The organism is Nitratireductor pacificus pht-3B (assembly GCF_000300335.1).
Taxonomy (GTDB): Bacteria; Pseudomonadota; Alphaproteobacteria; order Rhizobiales; family Rhizobiaceae; genus Nitratireductor; species Nitratireductor pacificus.
Map to the genome: position 1 here is coordinate 1 of NZ_AMRM01000031.1, position 23,427 is coordinate 23,427.

Annotated in this window: 21 protein-coding genes and 1 tRNA gene; 11 read left to right on the forward strand and 11 right to left on the reverse strand. The window is 64.9% G+C overall.

What is annotated here, in order from left to right; genetic code table 11:
- The 4 genes from NA2_RS20155 to NA2_RS22495 form a co-directional block, all read left to right on the forward strand.
- Window positions 1-381 (forward strand): TraB/TrbI/VirB10 family type IV secretion system protein (locus NA2_RS20155; protein ID WP_192814197.1); only part of this gene is annotated, 381 nt, incomplete at its 5' end.
- Between the two features lie 37 nt (window positions 382-418).
- Window positions 419-664, forward strand: coding sequence for a DUF2274 domain-containing protein (locus NA2_RS20160; RefSeq protein ID WP_008599111.1), 246 nt, complete (start codon window positions 419-421; stop codon window positions 662-664).
- Window positions 665-712: 48 nt separating this feature from the next.
- Window positions 713-1,033 (forward strand): helix-turn-helix domain-containing protein, encoded by a 321-nt coding sequence (locus NA2_RS22490; protein WP_420798720.1) that lies wholly within the window; start codon window positions 713-715, stop codon window positions 1,031-1,033.
- Window positions 1,034-1,098: 65 nt separating this feature from the next.
- On the forward strand, window positions 1,099-2,127 hold the full coding sequence (locus NA2_RS22495; RefSeq protein ID WP_420798721.1) for a tyrosine-type recombinase/integrase: 1,029 nt from the start codon (window positions 1,099-1,101) through the stop codon (window positions 2,125-2,127).
- Here NA2_RS22495 and NA2_RS20165 read toward each other — a convergent pair.
- Both NA2_RS20165 and cpdR read right to left on the reverse strand, forming a co-directional pair.
- Window positions 2,078-2,152: transfer RNA gene (locus tag NA2_RS20165), tRNA-Val, on the reverse strand. The genes NA2_RS22495 and NA2_RS20165 overlap by 50 nt on opposite strands.
- 103 nt (window positions 2,153-2,255) lie before the next feature.
- A complete protein-coding gene (gene cpdR, locus NA2_RS20170) occupies window positions 2,256-2,618 on the reverse strand; it encodes a cell cycle two-component system response regulator CpdR (protein WP_008599113.1) in 363 nt (120 codons plus the stop codon).
- Window positions 2,619-2,800: 182 nt separating this feature from the next.
- Here cpdR and NA2_RS20175 point away from each other — a divergent pair, with 182 nt between their 5' ends.
- Together NA2_RS20175 and hisN are read left to right on the forward strand one after the other, a co-directional pair.
- Window positions 2,801-3,691, forward strand: coding sequence for an N-formylglutamate amidohydrolase (locus NA2_RS20175; protein WP_081582742.1), 891 nt, complete (start codon window positions 2,801-2,803; stop codon window positions 3,689-3,691).
- 249 nt (window positions 3,692-3,940) lie between these two features.
- On the forward strand, window positions 3,941-4,711 hold the full coding sequence (hisN, locus tag NA2_RS20180) for a histidinol-phosphatase (protein ID WP_008599116.1): 771 nt from the start codon (window positions 3,941-3,943) through the stop codon (window positions 4,709-4,711).
- 35 nt (window positions 4,712-4,746) lie between these two features.
- On the opposite strand, the gene NA2_RS20185 is transcribed toward hisN, so the two are convergent.
- Window positions 4,747-5,748 carry an alpha/beta fold hydrolase gene (locus NA2_RS20185; RefSeq protein ID WP_008599117.1) on the reverse strand — a complete coding sequence of 334 codons (1,002 nt, stop codon included), beginning with the start codon at window positions 5,746-5,748 and terminating at the stop codon, window positions 4,747-4,749.
- A gap of 438 nt (window positions 5,749-6,186) precedes the next feature.
- Between NA2_RS20185 and NA2_RS20190 the strand changes: the two genes are divergently transcribed.
- Window positions 6,187-6,651 carry an Hsp20 family protein gene (locus NA2_RS20190; RefSeq protein ID WP_008599118.1) on the forward strand — a complete coding sequence of 155 codons (465 nt, stop codon included), beginning with the start codon at window positions 6,187-6,189 and terminating at the stop codon, window positions 6,649-6,651.
- A 54-nt stretch (window positions 6,652-6,705) separates the two neighbouring features.
- Here NA2_RS20190 and NA2_RS20195 read toward each other — a convergent pair whose 3' ends face one another.
- From NA2_RS20195 to NA2_RS20215, 5 genes are all read right to left on the reverse strand, one after another.
- On the reverse strand, window positions 6,706-7,275 hold the full coding sequence (locus tag NA2_RS20195; protein WP_008599119.1) for a DoxX family protein: 570 nt from the start codon (window positions 7,273-7,275) through the stop codon (window positions 6,706-6,708).
- Between the two features lie 4 nt (window positions 7,276-7,279).
- Window positions 7,280-8,086, reverse strand: a complete 807-nt coding sequence (locus tag NA2_RS20200) for an HvfC/BufC N-terminal domain-containing protein (RefSeq protein ID WP_008599120.1) — start codon at window positions 8,084-8,086, stop codon at window positions 7,280-7,282.
- The gene (gene bufB / locus NA2_RS20205) at window positions 8,070-9,032 is read right to left on the reverse strand and encodes an MNIO family bufferin maturase (protein ID WP_008599121.1); all 963 of its coding nucleotides are present in this window, start codon (window positions 9,030-9,032) and stop codon (window positions 8,070-8,072) included. Before bufB ends, NA2_RS20200 begins: the two co-directional genes overlap by 17 nt.
- A gap of 40 nt (window positions 9,033-9,072) precedes the next feature.
- Window positions 9,073-9,378, reverse strand: a complete 306-nt coding sequence (locus NA2_RS20210; protein WP_008599122.1) for a BufA1 family periplasmic bufferin-type metallophore — start codon at window positions 9,376-9,378, stop codon at window positions 9,073-9,075.
- A 124-nt stretch (window positions 9,379-9,502) separates the two neighbouring features.
- Entirely contained in the window at window positions 9,503-10,561 is a 1,059-nt protein-coding gene (locus NA2_RS20215; protein WP_008599123.1) for a threonine aldolase family protein, read from the reverse strand.
- A gap of 550 nt (window positions 10,562-11,111) precedes the next feature.
- On the opposite strand from NA2_RS20215, the gene gltB reads away from it, so the two are divergent.
- The 3 genes from gltB (at window position 11,112) to NA2_RS20230 (ending at window position 18,054) form a co-directional block, all read left to right on the forward strand.
- Window positions 11,112-15,872, forward strand: a complete 4,761-nt coding sequence (gene gltB / locus NA2_RS20220; protein ID WP_008599124.1) for a glutamate synthase large subunit — start codon at window positions 11,112-11,114, stop codon at window positions 15,870-15,872.
- Window positions 15,873-15,892: 20 nt separating this feature from the next.
- On the forward strand, window positions 15,893-16,480 hold the full coding sequence (locus NA2_RS20225) for a glutathione S-transferase family protein (RefSeq protein WP_008599125.1): 588 nt from the start codon (window positions 15,893-15,895) through the stop codon (window positions 16,478-16,480).
- Between the two features lie 119 nt (window positions 16,481-16,599).
- Window positions 16,600-18,054, forward strand: a complete 1,455-nt coding sequence (locus tag NA2_RS20230) for a glutamate synthase subunit beta (protein WP_008599126.1) — start codon at window positions 16,600-16,602, stop codon at window positions 18,052-18,054.
- A 45-nt stretch (window positions 18,055-18,099) separates the two neighbouring features.
- On the opposite strand, the gene NA2_RS20235 is transcribed toward NA2_RS20230, so the two are convergent.
- On the reverse strand, window positions 18,100-19,278 hold the full coding sequence (locus NA2_RS20235; protein ID WP_157188344.1) for an SGNH/GDSL hydrolase family protein: 1,179 nt from the start codon (window positions 19,276-19,278) through the stop codon (window positions 18,100-18,102).
- A gap of 100 nt (window positions 19,279-19,378) precedes the next feature.
- Complete coding sequence (locus NA2_RS20240) at window positions 19,379-20,605, reverse strand: lytic murein transglycosylase (RefSeq protein WP_040678829.1); 1,227 nt, start codon at window positions 20,603-20,605, stop codon at window positions 19,379-19,381.
- Between the two features lie 204 nt (window positions 20,606-20,809).
- Here NA2_RS20240 and galU point away from each other — a divergent pair, with 204 nt between their 5' ends.
- A complete protein-coding gene (gene galU / locus NA2_RS20245; protein WP_008599129.1) occupies window positions 20,810-21,685 on the forward strand; it encodes a UTP--glucose-1-phosphate uridylyltransferase GalU in 876 nt (291 codons plus the stop codon).
- A gap of 40 nt (window positions 21,686-21,725) precedes the next feature.
- Here galU and NA2_RS20250 read toward each other — a convergent pair whose 3' ends face one another.
- Complete coding sequence (locus NA2_RS20250) at window positions 21,726-23,408, reverse strand: outer membrane beta-barrel protein (protein ID WP_244423688.1); 1,683 nt, start codon at window positions 23,406-23,408, stop codon at window positions 21,726-21,728.
- Window positions 23,409-23,427: the final 19 nt, after the last annotated feature.

A 23,427-nucleotide genomic window follows, 5' to 3' on the forward strand; every position in this document is an offset into this window, starting at 1 on the left:
GTCCCCATTCCGAGCCGATTGACAATCTGGCAGCGCATCCTGCTGCCCGACGGCTCGTCCATCAAGATCGACAACCTACCTGCCACCGACACGGCCGGTTATGCCGGGCTCGAGGACAAGGTCGATTTCCATACATGGCGGCTGATCAAGGGTATCGCACTTGCAACTCTGCTCGGCGTTGGCACTGAACTGAGCCTCGGCCAGGACGAAAGCGATCTGGTCCGCGCCATCCGCGAGTCCACCCAACAGAACGTCAACCGTGCCGGTCAACGCATCACCGAAAAGAACCTGAACATCCAGCCTACCATCACCGTCCGCCCCGGCTGGCCGCTGCGCGTCATCGTCCACAAGGACGTCTTGTTGCGGCCGTTCCGAGGCTGACTTCCATGTGTGGAATTAGCCCGGAGAAGGACTATCAATGACTAACCTGAAGCTTGGAAAACTGCCCGACCGCTCGCCCGCGAAGATTACCATAACCGTCGACGCCGAGCTGAACCAGGCGCTCCATGATTATGCATCGATGTACCGTAATACCTATGGCGAAGCCGAATCCGTCACAGAGCTCATTCCTTTCATGCTTGCGACTTTTCTTGATAGCGACCGGGCTTTTGTGAAGGCGAGACGTGAGGGCCTTCCGAAGACCGACGACTGGAAGAAGGGCTGAGCCAAGACCGACGAGGCAGTCATGACAGTTGCAAAATTTCAACAACCAATGTCGGAAGGAGAAGCCGCGAAAGCATTGGGCGTGTCGAACGACACGCTTCAACGGATGCGAAAGCGAGGCGACATCGGTTACTTGAAGGTGGGCGGCCGATATCGATACACTGAACAGATTCTACTGGAATATATCGAAAGCAGGACGGTCAAAGCATGCGCGAAAAGCGAGAGCGGATCGGAGAAATTGCCGGGTACTGGCTCTCTCAGCGCCCGCGTTCGCAGAGATGGTACGCGACCTGGTTCGACGCCGCTGCCCGACAAACAAAGCGCATTTCGCTCGGCACAGCGGACCTTCGGGAAGCCCAGGTCCTCCTAGCCGAGTTTGTGGCAAAAAATGCTCGTGTTCAGAACCAGGAACCTGCCGACACGCCGCTAGCTGAAGTGCTGCTGCGTTATTGGCACGGACATGTCTGCAAGCTCGACGGTCAAGGTCGCCTTGTTCGGATCGCCAGCCATGAACAAGCGAAACATGGGCTTGCGCTTTGGAACGAGTATTGGGGCGAAGCGACCATTGCGGATCTTACGATCGACAGGCAGGAAGCATTCGTCATTTGGCTGAAGGACAGAGGCTATAAAAACGCCTACGTCTCCCGGGTTCTCTCGGTCGGGCGCGCTGCGGTCAATCGTGCTTGGAAGCGGCAGGAAATCAAATCCGCTCCCTTCATTATCGATGAACCGGATCGCAGTGATCAGACGGAACGCTACCGCCTAACTCTCGACGAAATGCGGCGACTTCTGACGACCGCGAGGAAGTGGCCGCATCTACATACTTTTTGCATGATCGCTCTTAACACCCTTGCTCGGCCCGATGCGGTTCTGGACCTATCACCGAGGCAAGTCGATTTGGAAATCCGGCGGATCGAGCTTAATCCGCCTGGGCGCAAGCAAACCAAGAAACGGCGCCCCGTCGTCCCAATCACGGAAACCCTATTGCCGTACTTAAAAGCTCGGGACCTAGAGCGATTCGTGAATTGGCATGGAAAACCGATCAAAAGCATCAAGAAAGTCTTTGCAACGATGGTAAAGGAGGCTGGCCTACCCAAGGAGGTCACGCCTTACAGCCTACGTCATACCATGGCGGCGGAGCTTCGTCGGCGTGGCGTGCCCGCATGGGAGGTTCAAGGGCTGCTCGGTCACAAAGCGGTTGGCGTTACTGAGGTCTATGCCAGATTCGACCCTGACTACATGGCGACAGGCAGTCGGGCGATCGACGACTATTTTGCCGAGCTGGGGCCTTCTTTCAGGTATCGCAAGGCCGATTTGAACAATTCGTATCAGGTCTGCGTGCCACCTGCGTTGCACTCGGCGGAAATTCGCCTCTCGGTCGAGCCGAGAAATTTTGCAGTTTCAGGAGCTTGGATGGTGGGCGTGACAGGGATTGAACCTGTGACCCCTACGATGTCAACGTAGTGCTCTCCCGCTGAGCTACACGCCCATCCGACGCCGCGCATAGACCACAGTTTCGCGGCTGGCGTCAATAGGGAGATTGCGGTGATTTCGCGGCTTCCCCAAAGCGCTCCAGGAGGCGCTCCCGGACCCTATGCCGCCTGCAGCAGCTTCTCGACCTCGTTCACCAGATCGCGCAGGTGGAACGGCTTGGAAAGAACCTTCGCGTCGCGCGGCGCGTTGGAATCGGGATTGAGGGCCACGGCGGCAAACCCGGTGATGAACATCACCTTCAGGTCCGGGTCGATCTCGGTCGCCCTGCGCGCGAGTTCGATGCCGTCCATCTCCGGCATGACGATGTCCGTGAGCAGCAGCGAGAAGGGTTCCTCGCGCAGCCGCTCATAGGCTCCGGCCCCGTTGTCGAAATCGACGACCTCATAGCCCGCCCGTTCAAGCGCTTTCACCAGAAAGCGCCGCATGTCGTTGTCGTCTTCCGCCAGGAGAATACGTGCCATTGTGCCGTCCGAATTGTGCAAGAGCGGCGTCCCGCAAACCGCTTCAGTATGATCAGCTATATGATTCCCGCGTGGTAAATATCAAGTGAATCCTGTCGTTCCCGCCCTTCTACCGGCTGGACAGGGGCGCTGGCCGGTGGCAGGCTTCAAGGAAACAATGCCTGGCGGAGATGTCGACCCGAATGACTGCCGTTGCGGATTTTGAACATGTTCCCGCATTCGAAGTGCGCCGACCGGTACCGCAACGGTTCCCCTTCGTCTTCAACTCTCCACATAGCGGCCGCCATTATCCCGGGCGTTTCCTGGCGATGAGCCGGCTCGACGCCGGCACGATCCGCCGCTCGGAAGACTGTTATGTGGACGAGCTTTTCTCGGGGGCGGTCGCCGCCGGCGCGCCGCTGCTGACGGCGAACTTTCCCCGGGCCTATCTGGACGTGAACCGCGAGCCCTGGGAACTCGACCCGCGGATGTTCTCCGATCCGGTGCCGCCATTCGCCAATATCCGCTCGCCGCGCGTCGCGGGCGGATTGGGCACGGTGCCGAAACTGGTCGGCGAGGGGCTCGACATCTATTCCGGCCGGCTGCGGCTGGCGGAAGCGACCGGGCGCATCGATACGATCTACATGCCCTATCACGCCTGTCTGAGACGTCTGCTCATCGACACCCATTGCGCCTTCGGCCACGGCATGTTGATCGATTGCCACTCCATGCCGGCGGGGATTCGCGCGGGGGAGGGGTCGCTGCGTCCGGATTTCATCATCGGCGACCGCTTTGGCGTTTCGGCGGCGCCCGCGCTGACCGATTGCGTGATCAGCCTCTTATCGGCGCGGGGCTATTGCGTGGTGCACAACAAGCCCTATGCCGGAGGCTTCATCACCGAGCACTACGGCCGCCCCGCGCAGGGGCTGCATGCCTTGCAGATCGAGATCAACCGCAGCCTGTACATGAACGAGCGCACGCTCGAGAAGACCGCGGGGTTTCACGCGCTGATGGACGATCTGACCGATTTCATCCGTGAACTCATGGACTTTTCCGCCGGCTATTTCGTCGATCTTCCGCAGGCTGCGGAATGACCCGGCATGCCGCCCGTTCCCTGCCGTCAAAAAAAGACCGCATCGCCTCGACGATACGGTCAGAAGTCTAGGGAGGAAACGCCCAAAAGGCGTCAGGCAATATGATTGCCTGAGAAGAAGTTTATGCTGCGGTGCACAATTGTCAACCGTCAAGCAATGGTTCACCATTGCAGTGCGGTATGTGCCAGGCAATCTGCAGCCCGCCGTCGGCTCACGGCGCCTTTCGCGCCAGATCCCAGGAGACCCTTCATGATGATCCCGCCCGCTTTCATGCGCGGTATGGCGGACGCCGCCGCCGCGGAAACCCTGCCGCGCTTCCGCCGGCCCGGCCGCGTCGACAACAAGCTCTCGTCGGGCTTCGACCCGGTGACGGAAGCGGACCGCGCGGCGGAGCGGGCAATCAGGGCGCTGATCGCACAGACCTTTCCGGAGCACGGGATTCATGGAGAGGAGTTCGGCCTCGAACGCGAAGACAGCGATCACCGCTGGATCATCGACCCGATCGACGGCACGCGCGCCTTCATCTCGGGCCTGCCCCTCTGGGGAACGCTGGTCGGGCTGACCGTTGGCGGGCGGGCGGTGGCCGGGATGATGTCGCAGCCCTTCACCGGCGAGCTGTTCTACGCGGTCGGCGATGGGGCACGCTACGAGGGACCCGGCGGGGCGCGCAGCCTGCGGGTGCGCGACACGACCGCGCTCGCCGACGCCACTCTGTGCACCACCACGCCGGCGCTGTTCGACCCGCTGCGGCGGGCGGCCTATGACCGGGTCGAGGCGGCGGTCTGCCTGCCGCGCTACGGCACGGATTGCTACGCCTACGCGATGCTGGCGGCGGGCCAGGTCGATCTGGTGATCGAGTCCGGCCTTAATCCCTATGACATCGTCGCGCTGATTCCGGTCGTCGAGCAGGCGGGCGGCGTCATCACCACCTGGGCGGGCGGGCGCGCCGAGAATGGCGGTGACATCATTGCCGCCGCGACGCCGGCTCTGCATGAGAAGGCGATGGCGCTTCTGCGCTAGGGGCTATCTCATTGTTTTTCGCGTTTATGCGGACGTCAGGTGGTTTTGCCTGATTGCAACACGCCATAAGAGCTGGCTGCCGCCCCGGTGGAAGCGCCGTCGTCGATGAAGGCGAAGAAGGCGGCCAGCGCCTGTTCGCGGTAGATGTCGGCTTCCTGCAGCAATTCATGCCGCGCGCCGTCGATGGTGAGCAGCGAGGCGCTGCGCAGGCGGCTGGCGTAGTTCTCGATGGCCTGTCCGGAGACCACGCGGTCGGCGCCGGCGGCCAGGAACAGCAGGGGGATGTGGAGCGCCGCCATGAAGGCCGGGTCGGTGACCCGGTCGATCGCCTGAAACATGGCACGCGTCCAGGCGACGGTCGGTCCGTTGATGGCCAGTTCCTGCCGCTGGACGACGGTGGCGCGGTTTCGGGCGAAGCGCTCGCGGTCGCTGCTCAGCGATGCGGGCGAGAAGGCCGGCAGCTTGTCACGGCCGCGCCGTCCCGGCATGTACATCTTTCCGAGGCCGATCATATAGAGGAAGGATGCCAGGCGGCGGACCCACAGGGCAATTCGCGGCGTGGTCGGCAGCCCGAGCAGCGGGGCGAGCAGGACCATGCGGCGCACGCGATTGGCAAGGCTTGGGGCCGCCAGGAGTGCGATCAGAACACCGGTCGAATGCGCGAGCACGTAATAGGGGCCGCGGCAGTCCGGCAGGATGACGTGCTCGAAGAACCGGTCGAGATCGCGGACATAGTCGTCGAAATCGACGACGTAACCGCGGTCGCGATCCTGCAGCAGCCGGTCCGAGCCGCCCTGGCCGCGCCAGTCCACGATGGCCGAGCCGTAGCCCCTTCTTGCCAGGTCGCCGGCGGTCTCGAGATACTTCTCGATATACTCGTTGCGGCCGGGAAGGAGCACGACGGTGCCCCGGTTCGCCGCGCCGCCGGGCGGGATCCGCGCGTAGCGCAGGCCCAGCCCGTCTGCGGTCTGGAAGCGCCCCGTCACGGTTCCTTCGGGAATCGGGTTCTGCGGAATCTCGACAAGAAGATCGGCCATGCGCGAATCGGCTGCCTCAAGCGCTTGTGACGGGCGGCATTTCGGGTCGATTGATAGTGACGTGCGGGCAGGAAGGCAAGGAAATCAAAGACCTTTTGCGCGGAGGGCGCGAATGCCGGAAGCGGCGTCATACCGCTTCCGGCGTTCCGCACCGGTTGGAAGGGACGTTACATCCGGTGCGTAGGCTAAGGCGGGAGGTCTTTCCGCCAAACAACTGAACACAGCATAAGTGAACGAAGCTGAACGGCATCCGATGCCGTCGTTCATCGGGCGTTCATCTGTCCGTTCGTCCGGACGAACGGGACTTGAAGAGGATTCTTGGGGCACCCATATGATTTCCGCGGCCGCCAGAATGGGGCCGCTGGCCAGACGGCAGACGCCCACACGGGGTTTTCCGCGATCGGTCAAACGCAATGTTGCTCAACAGGAGAACAGACCATGCGTCACGTTGATTTTTCCCCGCTTTACCGTTCGACCGTCGGTTTCGACCGGCTTTTCAGCATGCTCGACACGCTGGCACAGCCCGAGGGCGGCCAGACCACCTATCCCCCCTACAACATCGAGCGCACGGGCGATGACGCCTACCGCATCTCGATGGCCGTCGCCGGCTTCGGCCAGGACGACATCGCGATCGAGGTGCACCGCAACGCACTGACGATCAAGGGCGACAAGAACGCCGGCGAGAAGAGCGAGGGCGGTGAACTGCTCTATCGTGGCATTGCCGCGCGCAGTTTCGAGCGTCGCTTCCAGCTTGCCGACCATGTCGAGGTGTCGGGCGCCAATCTCGAGAACGGCCTCCTGCACATCGATCTGACGCGCAACATCCCCGAGGAGATGAAGCCGCGCAGCATTCCGATCGGCTCGGCCAAGGGCGCCAAGAAGATCGAGGCCAAGGCTGCGTAAGGCAGGCTGTCCCGCAGATTTCCGAGCGGCGCCCCGCGGGGCGCCGTTTTCGTTTCAGCCCGTCCGCCGGCGGGCAAGCAGCGCGTCCAGGGAGATCGCGCCGGCGCCCTTGACCACAAGCGTGGCAAGCAGGAACACCCACAGCGTCCGCTGATCCCAGATCAGGCCATCCGAGAAGCGATCGAACCAGGCGCCCGCCGTTTCCGCTCCGACCTTGTGAACCACGATGTCGACATAGGACTGGACGAGCACGAAGCAGATCATGCCGAGCGCCGCCACGCGGGTGAACAGGCCGATGACGATCAGCAGCGGCAGGATGAATTCCGCATAGGTGCCGGCCCAGACGGTCAGCCCCCAGGGGATGAAGGCGACATTCGACACATTGCCGCCGGCAGCTTCGACCGCCGGGAGGACGATCTGATAATAGGCACCGTCGGAGACCTGAAAGAAGCCGAGAATGCCTTCGCCGACCTTCGTCCGGGCGGAATTGAGGAAATAGAAGTACAGGACAGCAAGGAAGAAGAAGCGCGCGGCAAGGCTGAGAAACCAGCCGTCCAGCAGCTTCTCTACAGAGAAAAAGACGCGTGCGTGAAGGGCCGCGACGGCGTGAGCAAGTGAAAGCACGGTATCAGTCCTCGCTATGGGTGGCGGGTTGGCAGGCGCTGAAGGCGCCGCTTGAGAGGAGAAGGCCGATCGCACCCGCCAGATCGAAGGACGGGTTGCCTAGGACTGCGCATTCGGCTGCTTCCTGAAGCGTCGCGCCGTCGCGCAGGGCAAGCAGGAACACAGCCTCGCCCGGCTGCACATGGCGCAGTTCGACCTGGAGGGCGGGACGGGTGACGAGGACGCTCTCGGCGATGCCCGCGTCGATGCGCTCCGGCATCGGGCCGGTGCGGTGGGCGACGAAGATCGTGTGCACGGCATAGTCGGATCGGATGAGCCGCATGGCCGGATGGGGCGTGAAATGCGCAGAGGCCAGCGCCTCCGGCGACAGGGCGCCGACTGCGCCGGGCGAGAGCGGCGCCTCGTCGGCGGCGTGGTAGGCGTCCAGCCAGGCACGTTCGAGGCGCGCCACGTCGGGCAGGTAGGCGAGATGCCGGATCGGATCGAACCCCGCCAGATGCGCGGCGAACCCCTCTCCATATTCGAAGACCAGACGCGAACGGGGCGGGCTGGCGCGCACGAAATCGCGGGCGATCATGCGGAAGTTCCGCTCGCCGAGGATAAGCGCCACCGCAGGAAAGATCTCCTCCAGCGCGGTGACCAGACTGTGGGTGACGTTGTTGCGGTAGACGTCGAAGCGCCTGGATGCCGCCTTGCCGCGCGGCCCGACGACGAAGTCGGGCTCGGGCCGGTCAGGCTCCAGGATCACGCGGCCGAACGCCGCCTCGAAGGGTGGCCGCGGCGCTGCGCCGTTGTCAGGCCTGGAGCGCATGGGACGCCGTGCTCCGGGTTGCCGCCCCGCGGCAATCGTGAAGAATGCGCTCGGCGGCGGCTGCCTCGGACTGCAGGACGGGCCATTCGGGAACGTCCGCGTCCCATTCGACGAGCGTGGTGATCGGTCCGCACTGGCGGAGGACCCGTTCGTATAGCGCCCAGACCGGGTCGGCGACCGGCCTGTCGTGGCTGTCGATCAGCAGGGGAGCGCCTTCGTCGTCCTCCTGCTCGTCATGGCCGGCCAGGTGGATTTCGCCCACGTGATCCAGCGGGAAGTCCGCCAGATACTCCATGGCGCTGAAACCGTGATTGGTTGCCGAAACGAACACGTTGTTGATGTCGAGCAGCAGGCCGCAGCCCGTCCGCCTGACGATCTCGCGCAGGAAATCGGTCTCCGCCCATGTGGATTGGGCGAACAGCACATAGGTAGACGGGTTTTCGAGTAGCATCGGGCGGCTGATCGCCTCCTGCACCTGGTCGATGTGCGCGCAGACACGGGCCAGCGTCTCACCGGTGTAGGGCAGGGGAAGCAGATCGTTGAAGAACACGTCGTCATGGGTCGACCAGGCGAGATGCTCGGAGACCAGAAACGGCTCGTAGCGTCGCACGAGCCCGGCGAAGCGTGCCAGATGCGTCCTGTCGAGCGGCTCCAGGCCGCCGATGGACATGCAGACGCCATGCAGCGAGACCGGCAGCAGATTGCGGATTGCGCTCAGCGCCGCGTGCGGCGGACCGCCGGCGCCCATGTAGTTCTCCGCGTGCACCTCGAGGAAGCCGATGGCGGCGGGATCGGCCGCGATCGCCTCGAAATGCTGCGGCTTGAAGCTCGCGCCGGCGCGGCCGGCGGGGTCGAATGCCGGGAAGCGGTTCAGGTCTGCGGATTGGGGCCCGGACTGGGCCCCGGACTGGGCCCCGGACTGGATTGCGTCTTCGCCTGCCATCATGCACCTCCCGGCATTTCAGTCTGCGGTCGTTACGAGCCGATCAGGACGGCATGTCGCGCTCGAGAGGCTCCAGCGATCCCATGCGGTCTCCGGGCAGCTCCATGGTGGTGCAGGTGCCGGAATCGACATAGGTCCAGGCATTGCCCTGGTAGTCTACCTTGGAGGTGCCGGCGCAGGTGGTGCCGGGACCGGCCGCGCAGTCGTTCTTGCCGGCCATGGACACGCCGTAGCACTTCTCCTTTTCCTGCGCCTGGGCAGCCGTGGTCGTGGCAAGCGTGCCAGCCGACAGCGCTGCCGCGACGGTGCCGGCGATATAGGCGGCGCTGAATGCGATTTTCGTGGACATGGAATTCTCCTCTAGGGGTCATCTGACGCCGGAATATGCCCGGCGCCATGTTTCTTCCAGAGGGGCCGCTCACTTGGAAATCAAGCGCGCGCGAGCGAGGATCACATGGCCGTGAAGGCTGTCGTTACCGGTTCGCGCCGGCCGTGCGCAGGAACGCCTCGATGTCCTCGGGGTGCGTGGCGAAGCTGGTGACGAAGCGGTACAGGGCCTCGCCGGGCGCCAGCGCAAGGTCGCAGGCCTGCGGCATCTTCCAGGCATGAAAGCGCGCGCCGGCTGCCTGCGCCCGTTCGGCGGTCGATTTGTCGATCACCGCGAAAACCTCGTTCGCCTCGGCCTGCCAGGCGAGCCGCATGGCGGCGTTCGCCTCGATCCCTGCCGCCAGCAGCTGCGCCATAGCGTTGGCGTGGCGGGCGGTTTCGAGCCACAGCCCGTCCTCGAAATAGGCATGGAACTGGGCGGCGATGAAGCGGGATTTCGAGAACAGATGAGCCGCACGCTTGCGCAGGATGGGCATGTCGCGCGCCCTGGCCGGGTCGAGCACGACGACGGCCTCGGCACACCAGCAGCCGTTCTTCGTGCCGCCGAAGGAGAGGATATCGACGCCGCGCTTCCAGGTCATCTCGGCCGGGGACGTGTCCAGGGCAACCAGCGCGTTGGCGAAGCGCGCGCCATCCAGATGAAGGGGGAGGCCGTGATTGCGGCAGACATCGCCGATCTCGGCAATCCGGTCGAGCGGGTAGATGGTCCCGATCTCGGTGGCCTGCGTGATGGAAACCGCCATGGGCTGGCCGGCGTGGACGAACTGCGCTGGGTATTCGCGGATCGCGGCGTCCAGCGCAGTTGGATCCATACGGCCGTGCGGCCCGGGAACGACCTTCAGCCGTGCGCCGCCGGTGAAATATTCCGGCGCGCCTGCCTCGTCCTCGATGGCGTGAGCCTCCGTGTGGCAGAACGCGACCCCGCCGGGGCGCGATGCCCAGGTGAGGGAAAGGGCATTGGCTGCCGTGCCCGTCCCGACGAAGAAGACGGCGACATCGCGTTCGAAGATTTCGCTGAACGTTTGCTCGACCTGGCGGTCCAGTTCGCTTGCGCCATAAGCCATGGTATAGCCGCCCGCGTGCTCCGAAAGCGCTGCGGCGACTTTCGGGTGGGCGCCCGCCCAGTTGTCCGATGCGAAGTTCATGACTGGCGATTTCCCCCTGCTGGTTCGTTCACGAGCGGCCTGGTCGCGACAATGAGCAGCATGTCCGCCCGCCCGCAAGGCCCTTTCGGCCACTTCCTTTGGCGCAGCGGCTCCCGATCGCACCGTGGACCGAAAGTTTCGCTTGCCTCGCTTCGCTGGAAACTTTCTTTCCTGTCCGATGCAAAATTTTTGCGTTTCCGTCTTGTATCGTGCGCCGATTTCTGGCATTTGACTAAATAGGACAGCAGTGCTGTCTTATTTATTCGAGCAATGATTCCGGATTCTGCGTTACAATCGGCCCTGTCGGTCGTGGTAATGTGCCGGATGAACGGTGCGAGGCAGGTGGTCCGACGGCGTCGGAGTGATGATCGCGTTTGGCAAGAACGCGCCGCCCAGTTAAAAGAAGCGCGCCGGAGCGGACCGGTCAGCGTTCCTCCGGCTTCTAAAAAGGATATGCCGTGCACAAACACCGGATGGCCCTGGCGGCTCTCCGGCGACTGAACGACCGCCGGGGCTGGACCCGCGGGCAGAACACAAGAAGGAAGTTGCGATGACGGACATGACGCCATCTTTGTCGATTGGGTTTGAACCCGCTGGGCAGGCAGGGACGGCAGCCGTCAAACGCACGAAAACGACCGGTCTGCGAACGTCTGCCGCGGCAGGCTCGATCAATGGCGTGCCGGCCGCGCAGGGGCTCTACGACCCGCGCAACGAGCGCGATTCTTGCGGCGTCGGCTTTGTCGCGCATCTGAAGGGCCATCGCTCACACGGCATCGTCCGCGATGGCCTGGCGATGCTGGAGAACCTGACCCATCGCGGCGCGGTGGGCGCCGACCCGCTGGTCGGCGACGGCGCCGGCATGCTGATGCAGATTCCCGATCGCCTGTTCCGCGAGGAGTGGGCTGCACGCGGCGTGACGCTGCCGGAGGCCGGCCATTACGGCGTCGGGCACCTGTTCATGCCGCGTGACAGCGCGCTGCGCGCCCATATCGACGAGGTGATCGCCGAGGTGGTGCGCTCGGAAGGTCAGGTGCTGATCGGCTTCCGTGACGTTCCCGTCGACAATTCCTGCCTGTCGAAGGCACCCGACATCGCCGCTTCCGAGCCGGTGCATCGCCAGGTCTTCATCGCCCGCGGCGAAGGGATCACCGACGACGAGGATTTCGAGCGGCGGCTCTACATCCTGCGCAAGGTGATCTCCGGCAAGATCTACGAGGAGACCGGCGGGCGCGGCAACGGCTTCTACACCGTCTCCATGTCGGCGCGGACCATCGTCTACAAGGGCATGTTCCTCGCCTATCAGCTCGGCGCCTACTACAAGGATCTTTCGGACCCGCGCTTCGACACGGCCCTGGCGCTCGTGCACCAGCGCTTCTCGACCAACACCTTCCCGTCCTGGGAGCTGGCGCACCCGTATCGCATGGTCGCGCACAATGGCGAGATCAACACGGTGCGCGGCAACGTCAACTGGATGGCGGCGCGCCAGGCGTCGGTCGATTCGGAGCTGTTCGGCAACGACATCTCCAAGCTGTGGCCGATTTCCTACGAGGGGCAGTCGGACACGGCCTGCTTCGACAACGCGCTCGAGTTCCTGTACCAGGGCGGCTACTCCCTCGTGCACGCGATGATGATGCTGATCCCGGAAGCCTGGGCCGGCAACCGGCTGATGAGCCCCGAGCGGCAGGCCTTCTATGAGTACCATGCGGCGTTGATGGAGCCGTGGGACGGACCCGCTGCAGTCGCCTTCACCGACGGCCGGCAGATCGGCGCGACGCTCGACCGCAACGGCCTGCGTCCGGCGCGCTATGTCGTCACCGACGACGACCGGGTGATCATGGCGTCGGAAGCCGGCGCGCTGGTGGTGCCCGAAGAGAAGATCGTCAGGAAGTGGCGCCTGCAGCCGGGTCGCATGCTGCTGATCGATCTGCAGGAAGGGCGCATCATCTCCGATGAGGACGTCAAGGCGCAGATCGCGACCAAGCATCCCTTCAAGAAGTGGCTCGACAACACCCAGCTCATCCTGGAAGACCTGAAGCCCGTCGAGCCGCGCGCATTGCGGCGGGACGTGGCGCCGCTCGACCTGCAGCAGGCCTTCGGCTACACGCAGGAAGACACCAAGATGCTGATGGCGCCGATGGCCACGACCGGCCAGGAAGGCGTCGGCTCGATGGGCACCGACACGCCCATCTCGGCCATGTCCGACAAGCCGAAGCTGCTCTACACCTATTTCAAGCAGAACTTCGCCCAGGTCACCAACCCGCCGATCGACCCGATCCGCGAGGAACTGGTGATGAGCCTGGTGTCGTTCATCGGCCCGCGTCCGAACATCTTCGACCTGGTCGGGTCCTCGCGGCGCAAGCGGCTCGAGGTGCGCCAGCCGATCCTGACCAATGGCGATCTGGAGAAGATCCGCTCCATCGGCCACACCGAGGATCGCTTCGACACCAAGACCATCGACGTCACCTATGCCTCGGGCGAGGGCGACGCCGGCATGCGTGGCGCGCTTGAGCGCGTCTGCGACCGGGCCGAGGCGGCGGTGGCCGGCGGCTACAACATCATCATCCTGTCTGACCGGCAGATCGGCCCCGATCGCATCGCCATCCCGATGCTTCTGGCGACGGCGGCGGTGCATCACCACCTGATCCGCAAGGGCCTGCGCACCGCGGTCGGCCTGGTGGTCGAATCGGGCGAGCCGCGCGAAGTTCATCACTTCTGCTGCCTGGCGGGCTATGGCGCCGAGGCGATCAACCCCTATCTCGCCTTCGACACGCTGCTCGCCATGCACCGCGACAAGGCGTTTCCGCCGGAAGTCGATGCGCAGGAAGTGGTCAAGCGCTACATCAAGTCCATCGGCAAGGGCATCCTCAAGGTGATGTCCAAGATGGGCATCTCCACCTACCAGTCCTATTGCGGCGCGCAGATCTTCGATGCCGTCGGGCTGAAGAGCGACTTCATCCAGCAGTATTTCACCGGCACGGCGACGACCATCGAGGGCGTCGGCCTGGAGGAGATCGCCGTCGAAACGGCCGGGCGCCATGCCCTGGCCTTCAGCGACGATCCGGTGCTGCGCAACACGCTGGAAGTGGGCGGCGAGTACAATTATCGGGTGCGCGGCGAAGCCCATATCTGGTCGCCTGACGCGGTCGCCACGCTGCAGCACGCCGTGCGCGGCAAGTCGTGGGAGACCTATCGCGATTTCTCGCAGCTGATCGACAGCCAGGCGGCGGACGCGAAGTCGATCCGTGGCCTGTTCTCGATCAAGACGGCGAAGGATACCGGGCGCAAGCCCGTCTCGCTCGATGCGGTGGAGCCGGCTGCGGAGATCGTCAAGCGGTTCTCGACGGGTGCGATGTCCTTCGGTTCGATCAGCCGTGAGGCGCACACGACGCTGGCGCGCGCCATGAACGCGCTCGGCGGCAAGTCGAACACGGGCGAGGGCGGCGAGGAGTCCGACCGCTATCTGCCGATGCCGGACGGCTCGGCCAATCCCGAGCGTTCGGCCATCAAGCAGGTGGCCAGCGGCCGCTTCGGCGTGACGGCAGAGTATCTCGTCAATTCCGACATGATGCAGATCAAGGTGGCGCAGGGCGCCAAGCCGGGCGAGGGCGGGCAGTTGCCCGGCCACAAGGTGGACGCCACCATCGCCAAGGTGCGTCACTCGACGCAGGGCGTCGGCCTGATCTCGCCGCCGCCGCATCACGACATCTATTCGATCGAGGATCTGGCGCAGCTGATCTTCGACCTGAAGAACGTCAATCCCGAGGGCGATGTCTCGGTCAAGCTCGTTTCCGAAGTGGGCGTCGGCACGGTCGCGGCCGGCGTCGCCAAGGCGCGGGCCGACCACATCACCATTTCCGGCTATGACGGCGGTACCGGCGCTTCGCCGCTGACCTCGATCAAGCATGCCGGCAGCCCGTGGGAGATGGGCCTTGCCGAGACGCACCAGACGCTGGTGCTGAACGGCCTGCGCTCGCGCGTCGCCCTGCAGGTCGATGGCGGCCTCAGGACGGGTCGCGACGTGATCGTCGGCGCGCTTCTGGGCGCGGACGAATACGGTTTTTCCACCGCGCCGCTGATCGCGGCCGGCTGCATCATGATGCGCAAGTGCCATCTCAATACCTGCCCGGTCGGCGTGGCGACGCAGGACCCGGTCCTGCGTAAGCGCTTCAAGGGGACTCCCGAGCACGTCATCAACTACTTCTTCTACGTGGCCGAGGAAGTGCGCCAGCTTCTGGCGGAGATGGGCTTCACCAGGCTCGACGATATCGTCGGCCAGTCGGACCTCCTCGAGAAGAGCGCGCTGATCTCGCACTGGAAGGCGCGGGGCCTCGACTTCGGACGCGTCTTCTACAAGCCGGACGCGTCGCGCGACGCGATCCGCTGGACGGAGCGGCAGAAGCACCCGATCGACGACGTGCTCGACCGCAAGCTCATCGAGGGCGCCATGCCGGCGCTCGAGAAGCGCGAGCCGGTCTCGCTCGACGTCGCCATCTGCAACACCGACCGCTCGGCCGGCGCCATGCTTTCGGGCGAAGTGGCCAAGCGCTACCGGCACAAGGGCCTGAAGGACGACACCATCGCCGTCCGCCTGACGGGTACGGCCGGCCAGTCGTTCGGCGCCTTCCTGGCGCGCGGCGTCTCCTTCACGCTGGTGGGCGATGCCAACGACTATGTCGGCAAGGGTCTTTCGGGCGGCCGCATCGTCATCCGGCCCGCCGATGAGGCGAAGATCGTCGCGGAAGAATCGATCATCGTCGGCAACACCGTCCTCTACGGCGCGACGGAAGGCGAGTGCTATTTCCGGGGCGTGGCCGGCGAGCGCTTCGCCGTCCGCAATTCGGGTGCGGCCGCGGTCGTCGAAGGCGTCGGCGACCATGGCTGCGAGTACATGACGGGCGGCGTGGTGGTCGTGCTCGGCCAGACGGGGCGCAACTTCGCCGCCGGCATGTCGGGCGGCGTCGCCTATGTGCTCGACGAGGAGGGCGATTTCGCCGAGCGCTGCAACATGGCGATGGTCGAGCTGGAGCCGGTTCCCGAGGAAGACGACATCCTTGAGAAGCTGCACCACCATGGCGGCGACATCGCGCACAAGGGCCGCGTCGACGTCTCCGGCGACATGACCCGCCATGACGAGGAACGTCTGGCGCAGCTGATCTCCAACCACCTGCACTTCACCGGGTCCGAGCGCGCCAAGCTCATACTCGACCACTGGGCAGACTATCGTCCGAAATTCCGCAAGGTGATGCCGGTCGAATACCGGCGCGCCCTGGAGGAAATGGAGCGGATGAAGCTCGGCCTGGCGGCTGAGTAGGTGGCTTGGGAGACGCTTTCATGGACCTGTTTGGCGACCTGAATTCAGGCAATTGCCTGAAGGTGAAGTACACGGCCGATCATCTCGGCCTGCAATACCGCTGGCATGAACTCGACATCATGGCCGGCGCGACGCGAACGCCGGAGTTCCTGGCGATGTCGCCGCTCGGGCAAATTCCCGTGGTGCGCCTCGACGATGGCCGTGTCCTGGCCCAGTCCAACGCCATCATGCGCTATCTGGCGCGCGGCAGCGCGCTTCTGCCGGAGGACGCGTTCGCCCAGGCGGAAATGGACCAGTGGTTGTTCTGGGAGCAGAACTTCCACGAACCCTGCGTTGCCGTGGTGCGCTTCCATGTCTTCTACAAGAAGCAGCCCGTCGGCGCACGCGATCCGGTTCTGGTCGGCAAGGCGCAATGGGCGCTCGACGTGATGGACACGCATCTGCAGGAGCGCGATTTCTTCGTCGGCGGGGGCATGACCATCGCCGATATCGCGCTTCTCGGCTACACGCGCCTCGCCCCGCAGGGCGGTTTCGATCTTGGCGGGCGCAAGGCGCTCACCGGCTGGATTGCACGCTGCGAGGAAGTCCTCGGACTTCCCGCGCTATAGAGCGCTATGCGTCCATTTGGACGCATAAAGGACGCTCTATCTCTTTGTTTTTCCGCATTTATGCGGACGTCAGGTTGAATCACCTGACTGCAAATGCTCTAGACAACGAGGTTTTCTTGATGGGTAAGGTTACAGGGTTTCTCGAAATCGACCGGCAGGTGCACAAGTATCAGCCTGCCTCCGACCGCATTCGCCACTTCCGCGAATTCACGCTGCCGATGTCGGACAAGGAGGTCGAGAAACAGGCCGCACGCTGCATGGATTGCGGCATCCCCTATTGCCACGGGCCGACAGGCTGCCCGGTGCACAACCAGATTCCGGACTGGAACGACCTCGTCTACAATGGCGACTGGGACGAGGCGATCCGCAACCTGCATTCGACCAACAATTTTCCCGAATGGACGGGGCGCATCTGCCCGGCGCCCTGCGAGGAAGCCTGTACGCTGAACCTCGAGGATGTCCCCGTCGCCATCAAGACGGTCGAGCAGGCGATCGCCGACAAGGCCTATGAGGCCGGCTATGTGCGGCCCTATCCGCCCGAGCGGAAGACCGGCAAGAAGGTGGCGGTCATCGGGTCGGGACCGGCCGGCATGGCGGCCGCGCAGCAGCTCGGCCGCGCCGGGCACCAGGTGCATGTCTACGAGCGTGAGAGCCGTCCCGGCGGCCTGATGCGCTACGGCATCCCCGATTTCAAGATCGAGAAGCACTACATCGATCGCCGAGTCGAGCAGATGCAGGGCGAGGGCGTGACCTTCCACTGCGGCGTTAATGTCGGCGTCGACAAGCCGGTCGACGACCTGCTCGCGGAATACGACGCGGTGCTCTATTGCGGCGGCTCCGAAAAGCCGCGCCCCGCCGGCATTCCGGGCACCGATTTCGAAGGCGTTCACGATGCCATGCCCTATCTCGTGCAGCAGAACAGGCGCGTCGGCGGCGAGGACATCCAGTCGGTCGCCTGGGCGTCGGAGCCGATCCTTGCCGGCGGCAAGCACGTGGTGGTGGTCGGCGGCGGCGACACCGCATCCGACTGCGTCGGCACGGCCTTCCGCCAGGGCGCGGTCCGGGTCACCCAGCTCGACATCCGCCCCCGGCCGCCGGAGAAGGAAGACAAGCTCGCCGTCTGGCCCTACTGGGCGACCAAGATGCGCACCTCGTCCAGCCAGGCCGAGGGGGCGGAGCGCGAGTTTCAGGTCGCGACGCTGGAGTTCGTCGGCGAGGACGGCGTCCTGACCGGCGTGAAGTGCTGCGAGGTGGATGAGAAGCGTAAGCCGGTCGCCGGCACGGAGTTCATCATCAAGGCCGACCTCGCCTTTATCGCCATCGGCTTCTCCGGTCCGCTCGAGGACGGGGTTCTCGGCGAATTCGGCGAGCGCCTGAAGACCGATACGGACCGGCGCAACTCGGTCAACGTCTCGGCTGACGACCGGGATTACCGCACCAGCATCGACCGTCTGTTCGCCGCCGGCGACGTGCGGCGCGGACAGTCGCTGGTGGTCTGGGCGATCCGCGAGGGGCGGCAGGCAGCCCGTTCCATCGACGCGTTCCTGATGGGAAGCTCGCTTCTGCCGCGCTAGATCGTTCCTGTGCGTCCGACAGGACGCACGGAGATCTAAGCCCGCTCAGCGCAGGGCCGGCGCGTCCCGTACCGGTTCGCGGGCCACGGAGCCCGTGCGGTCCCGGGTGAAACCGCTGGCGGAGAAATCGTCGGCGCGGCCCGGGCGAGGCGCCTGGTCGACGGGCAGAGCGGTCTCCGCATCGGGCTGCGCCTCTCCGGTCGGGCGCACCACGGCGCCAAGCAGTTCCGTCCCGCCATCCAGGGCCGGGTCGGCGAGGGAGATCGGCAGCGTGCGGTCCACCGGCGCCGCCTTCTCCGGATGCAGGACGAGATCCGGCAGGCTCTCCATGCCCAACTCGCCGATATCGGGCGATATGGCCTGGCCGAGCAGCTTGTTCAGCGGCTTCTCGACATAGAAGGCGATCTTGCGCTTGCCTGCGCGGGTCAGGTTGATGCCGTCGCTGCCGCGCAGGCGCGCCGGCTGGCCGTTCATGTCCGGCCCGCTGAAGACGAAGGCGCCGTTCTCGTCGACGAAGCCTTCCCAGATATCGACGAAGGACCCGCCGGCCGCTTCCGCGGACGTCTTGTAGATGTCGTTGAAGGCCAGCATGTCCGATGTCATGCTCGACAGCTTGAAGGCGGGCAGGCCGGTCCAGATCAGCGGGATGCCGCGTTCTTCCAGTATGCCCGCGAAGCGTTCGACGCGTTTCTCGTATTCCTGGAGCCAGGCATCGGAGCGCGGGGTTTCGCGCTTGCCGTCGACGACCATCTGCTGGCGGTCGTTGGAGCCGATCATCACCACCACGAGGGTGGGGCTGGTCTCATCGAGGATCGTCGCGATCTCGGCGTTCCAGTCGTAATAGTCGTCGCGAACGAAGCCGGACGATCCGCTGCTCCGGTTGACGACGCGAACGCCGGGCGATTCGGCGTAGGCTGCCTCGAGGCCTTCGGACAGGCCGCCGGCAAGAAAATCCCCGACGACCAGAACGACACGGGCATTGTCGAGCTTGGCGACGCTGGCTTCCGGCGGCGGCTGCGGGGTCGCGGCGGCACGCGAAGAGCTGCCGCCGGAGCGGCTGCTCGTGGTCGCGCGCCTGCTCTGGCGGGGCGCACGCTGCTTGGCCGGCGGTTCGGCCTGTCGGTCGCGCAGCGCGCCGCCGAAGAGGAAGTCGAAAAGATTGCGCCTTTTCTCACGCTGTTCCTGAGCGCTGGCCGGCGCGATGGAATCCGGAAAAAGCGGCATGGCGATCACCACGGCCAGGCAAAGCGCCAGACCGTTCCTGCCGTTTCTCCATCTTCCTGACCGTCTCACCTTCCTGAGTGCCTTTCCTCGCTTGCGCCGCCTACTGGCCGCGCAGACGCTGCAGGACTTCCTTGCCGGGATGGCCGTCCTGCTGCATGCCGGAGCGTGCCTGGAATGCGCGGATCGCCTCGCGCGAGCCGCTGCCGATCTTGCCGTCGATGGGGCCGTCGTAATAGCCGAGCATGCCGAGGCGCTTCTGCAGTTCCTCGGTCTCGCTGTAGGTCAGCCGCTGGAACGGGCGGTTCCAGTCGCGCACCAGACCCCCATAGCCGGCCAGCTCGTCGGCAAGCAGGCCGACGGCGAAGGCGTATTTGTCGGAATTGTTGTAGCGCTTGATGACCTTGAAGTTGCGCGTCACCAGGAAGACCGGGCCGGCGCGGCCGTCGGGCAGCTTCAGCTCGGCACTGTCGGACGGGCGGGGAAAGGCCTTGCCGTTGGCGCGCACCACGCCGATCGATGCCCAGCGGGAGAGCGCCATGTTGCCGCCGGGGAACTTGCGTCCCTCCGGCAGGGCCGCCGTTTCGTAGCCCCAGGTCTCGCCGCTCTGCCAGCCGTTCTTGCGCAGGAGATTGGCGGCAGTCGCCAGTGCGTCGGGCACCGAGCTCCAGATGTCGCGGCGCCCGTCGCCATCCATGTCGACCGCATAGGCCTGATAGCTGGTCGGAATGAACTGCGTGTGTCCCATGGCGCCCGCCCAGGAACTGGTCAGGTGGCCGACATCGATGTCGCCCGACTGCAGGATCTTCAGTGCCGCGATGAGCTGCTGACGGGCGAACTTGGCGCGTCGCTTGTCACCATAGGCGAGCGTGGCCAGCGAGCGCGGCAGACTGCGCATGACGCGCTCGTTCTTCAGCACCTCGCCATAGTTCGATTCGATCGACCAGATGGCCAGCAGCACGTAGCGGCTGACGCCGAATTTCTGCTCGATGCGGTCGAGCCACGGCTTCCACTGGCGCGCCAGGCGGCGTCCGGTGTCGATCGCGTCCTGCTGCACGCGGTTGTCGAAATACTCCCATGCCTCGGCGCGGAACTCCGGCTGATAGCGGGCTTTCTCCAGCACTTCGGGGTCGGGAGCGGTGATGCCCCGGAAGGCCCTGTCGTAGGTTGCGCCCGAAATGCCGTTCTGCATCGCCGTGCTGCGGAACTGGGCGATCCAACGCTGGAAACCGGCGTCGGCATGCGCCGGCTGCAGGAGAGCGGCGAACAGAAAAACGATACACGCCAACGCGGCGGCAGCCGGGTTTCGTGCGGGCAGGCGGAACAACATCGAGACCTCCGTACTGAATACTCTACCCCGAATATCGCAGCGCGCGGTTAGAAAAACGTTTACCATGCGATTAACCGCCGCTTACGACCTTGGTCGGGACTTGCCGCGAAATCCGCATATTGATTCAGGAAACATCAATCGGCTGCTGCTATCAGCCAGCAGCGCAGTCCATCGCTTTATTCCCGGTATTTTGGAGGTGTTTTCATGACGAAGCTTCGCAAGGCTGTGTTTCCCGTGGCCGGTCTGGGTACGCGTTTCCTGCCGGCGACGAAGGCCGTTCCGAAGGAAATGCTGACGGTGGTCGACAAGCCCGTGATCCAGTATGTCGTGGACGAGGCCCGTCAGGCCGGGATCGAGCATTTCATATTCGTCACCGGACGCAACAAGACGGTTATCGAGGATCACTTCGATATCCAGGTGGAACTGTACGATACGCTGGCGCGCCGGGGCAAGGACGACGTGCTGGACCGGCTGCGCAGCATGCAGCCCGAGCCGGGCCAGACGAGCTTCACCCGCCAGCAGGAGCCGTTAGGGCTGGGGCATGCGGTGTGGTGCGCGCGCGAACTGGTCGGCAACGAACCGTTTGCCCTGCTTCTGCCGGACATGATCATGCAGTCGGAACCGGGCTGCCTCAAGCAGATGGTCGATCTCTTCAACGAGACGGGCGGCAACGTCCTGGCGGTTGAGGAGTGCGAGCCGTCGCAGACCCACAAATACGGCATCGTTGGGCGCGGCGAGAGGGTGGCCGGCGGCTTCGCGATCAACGCCATGGTCGAGAAGCCGAAGCCGGAAGACGCGCCGTCGAACTTCTACATCAACGGCCGCTACATCCTGCAGCCGGAGATTTTCGCGCTGCTCGAACGTCAGGAGCGTGGCGCGGGCGGCGAGATCCAGCTCACCGACGCGATGCTGAAGCTGCTGCGCGAACAGCCCTTCCACGGCCATCACTTCACGGGCCGCACCTTCGATTGCGGTTCGCCGGAAGGGTTTGTCGAGGCCAATCTTGCCTTTGCGCTGGCGCGCCCGGACCTCAAGGATCACATCGTGCGCTACATGGAAGCCTCAACCGGCCGCCGCTGAGGGTCGACGTCCGGGAACAGGCTCCGGTCGGTCCCGAACCCTAGCGCTGCATCCTCATGCCGAGGAAGACGCTGGTGGCGTCATAGTCGCGGCCCGGCAGGCTGCTGGTGCGCGTCTCGTAGCGGGCGCGCCCCGTCAGGCCAAGGGTGCGGTTAAGCCACCAGGTCATTCCCGCCTGGCCGCTCAGCGTCAGGTCGTGCGCGCCGTCATTGTATTCACGCCATGATGCGCCGGCCGCGGCCTCGGCCGTGAGATTGGCGCGGATCTGGCGTTCGAGGCGCAGGTTGGCGGCATAGAGGATCGAACCGCTTTCGCCGGCATTCGTCGTGCCCTCGATGGTGGTGGAGCCGTCGAGGCCGACCGTCGTTCCGCGCTCGGGCGACCAGTTCAGGCTGGCCGCAAGCGCAAGGCCGGAGACGGTGTCGAGCCGGTCGTCGTCCAGATCCTCGCTGATCCAGCCGAGCGAGGCTTCGCCCGACAGTTTCTCCTCGATGTCGAGCATCACGCCGGCGCGCGCGGCATAGCGGTTGGCGGAGCGCTCGTAGCCGGCGCTGTCCTGTTTCAGATCGTAGAAGCGGCGGCCGATTTCCGCCTCGACGAACGGGGTCAGGGCGGGTGAGACCTGATAGCCGACGCGCAGGCGCAAGGCGGCAAGCGTGGCGTCCCGCTCTTTCTGCGAGAGCGTGCCGCCACCCGTCAGGTCCGCGTCGCCGTAGATCTCGCGCGTCACCGAACCCATTGCGCTGAGCCTCAGCCGGCCAAGCTCCTTGGCGAGGCCGAGGCTGCCGTCGATGGTATGTCGCAGAGGCTGGTCCTCGACGCCGGAGATGATCACCGGCGCCGATGCCGATTCGGGGCGCACAGCGTAGCCGAGGCTGGCCAGAGCCGTGTAGTCGCCCGCCAGATCGAGGCGCAGCGTGCCGTTGAGACCGCCTTCGAGTTCCGATGTCTCCTCGCCCGACACCGATTTCCGGTAGATGCCGTAGGCTTCGCCGGTGGCGGCGTGGCGCGACCAGTCGGAAACGGCGCGCAGCCGCAGCGTGGTTTCCGAAAGCACCGCTTCGCGGCCATTGGCGCTTGAATTGGCGTTCGACGTCCAGCGTATTCCCTGCTCCAGGGTGGGCGTGACGGTGAAGGTTCCAAGCCTCAGGCCGAGGGGAGCGTAGGGGTCCTCGTCGGATGCGGCATAGTCGCTCTCGATGGCGCCGGTACGCGGGTTGAGCGCCTCGGCACGCCTCAGTGCCTCCCGTTCCCCCGCTTCATCCTCCTCCGACGGGATCGCTCCGGTGGCGGACGGGTCGACGCCCTGTTCCGGCCGGGGCGGCGTCGCGTCGCCCGGATAGGCGTTGCGCTCGCTTCTCTGACGGGCGCGTTGCACCGCCGTCGAGGGGCGGCGCGTGGACCTTGAGGACGCTGTTTCCGGGTTCGAAGCGTCATCCGTCCCGAAAAGGCTTCGGTCGTCCCGGGCGGTGTCGCCGGCCGTGGCACTTTCCGTTGCGGGCCTGTAGCTGGGCGTCGGAAGGCCGGTCGATTGCCGCGCGCGGTCGGCGCGATCGGCGGCGCGCACCTGCGCGCCCGGCTGAAGGATGGCAGTGATTTCCGATTCGAGCACGGGACCGCGCAGGCCGGTCTCGAGTTCCTGCGCGCCGGCGTGCCCCGCGAGCGCGATAAGGCTGAGGCCCAGCGCCGTGGAAAACCGGAACCGGCGGGTACGGGCAGTCACTGTTTCACCGGTTCGGAGC

What these genes read in the sequence shown, in the direction of transcription:
- NA2_RS20160 (WP_008599111.1), top strand. Translation starts at nt 419, where the DNA reads ATGACTAACCTGAAGCTTGGAAAACTGCCCGACCGCTCGCCCGCGAAG.
- NA2_RS22490 (WP_420798720.1), top strand. Translation starts at nt 713, where the DNA reads ATGTCGGAAGGAGAAGCCGCGAAAGCATTGGGCGTGTCGAACGACACG.
- cpdR (WP_008599113.1), bottom strand. Translation starts at nt 2,618, where the DNA reads ATGGCACGTATTCTCCTGGCGGAAGACGACAACGACATGCGGCGCTTT.
- NA2_RS20175 (WP_081582742.1), top strand. Translation starts at nt 2,801, where the DNA reads ATGACTGCCGTTGCGGATTTTGAACATGTTCCCGCATTCGAAGTGCGC.
- hisN (WP_008599116.1), top strand. Translation starts at nt 3,941, where the DNA reads ATGATGATCCCGCCCGCTTTCATGCGCGGTATGGCGGACGCCGCCGCC.
- NA2_RS20185 (WP_008599117.1), bottom strand. Translation starts at nt 5,748, where the DNA reads ATGGCCGATCTTCTTGTCGAGATTCCGCAGAACCCGATTCCCGAAGGA.
- NA2_RS20190 (WP_008599118.1), top strand. Translation starts at nt 6,187, where the DNA reads ATGCGTCACGTTGATTTTTCCCCGCTTTACCGTTCGACCGTCGGTTTC.
- NA2_RS20200 (WP_008599120.1), bottom strand. Translation starts at nt 8,086, where the DNA reads ATGCGCTCCAGGCCTGACAACGGCGCAGCGCCGCGGCCACCCTTCGAG.
- bufB (WP_008599121.1), bottom strand. Translation starts at nt 9,032, where the DNA reads ATGATGGCAGGCGAAGACGCAATCCAGTCCGGGGCCCAGTCCGGGGCC.
- NA2_RS20210 (WP_008599122.1), bottom strand. Translation starts at nt 9,378, where the DNA reads ATGTCCACGAAAATCGCATTCAGCGCCGCCTATATCGCCGGCACCGTC.
- NA2_RS20215 (WP_008599123.1), bottom strand. Translation starts at nt 10,561, where the DNA reads ATGAACTTCGCATCGGACAACTGGGCGGGCGCCCACCCGAAAGTCGCC.
- gltB (WP_008599124.1), top strand. Translation starts at nt 11,112, where the DNA reads ATGACGGACATGACGCCATCTTTGTCGATTGGGTTTGAACCCGCTGGG.
- NA2_RS20225 (WP_008599125.1), top strand. Translation starts at nt 15,893, where the DNA reads ATGGACCTGTTTGGCGACCTGAATTCAGGCAATTGCCTGAAGGTGAAG.
- NA2_RS20230 (WP_008599126.1), top strand. Translation starts at nt 16,600, where the DNA reads ATGGGTAAGGTTACAGGGTTTCTCGAAATCGACCGGCAGGTGCACAAG.
- NA2_RS20235 (WP_157188344.1), bottom strand. Translation starts at nt 19,278, where the DNA reads ATGCCGCTTTTTCCGGATTCCATCGCGCCGGCCAGCGCTCAGGAACAG.
- NA2_RS20240 (WP_040678829.1), bottom strand. Translation starts at nt 20,605, where the DNA reads ATGTTGTTCCGCCTGCCCGCACGAAACCCGGCTGCCGCCGCGTTGGCG.
- galU (WP_008599129.1), top strand. Translation starts at nt 20,810, where the DNA reads ATGACGAAGCTTCGCAAGGCTGTGTTTCCCGTGGCCGGTCTGGGTACG.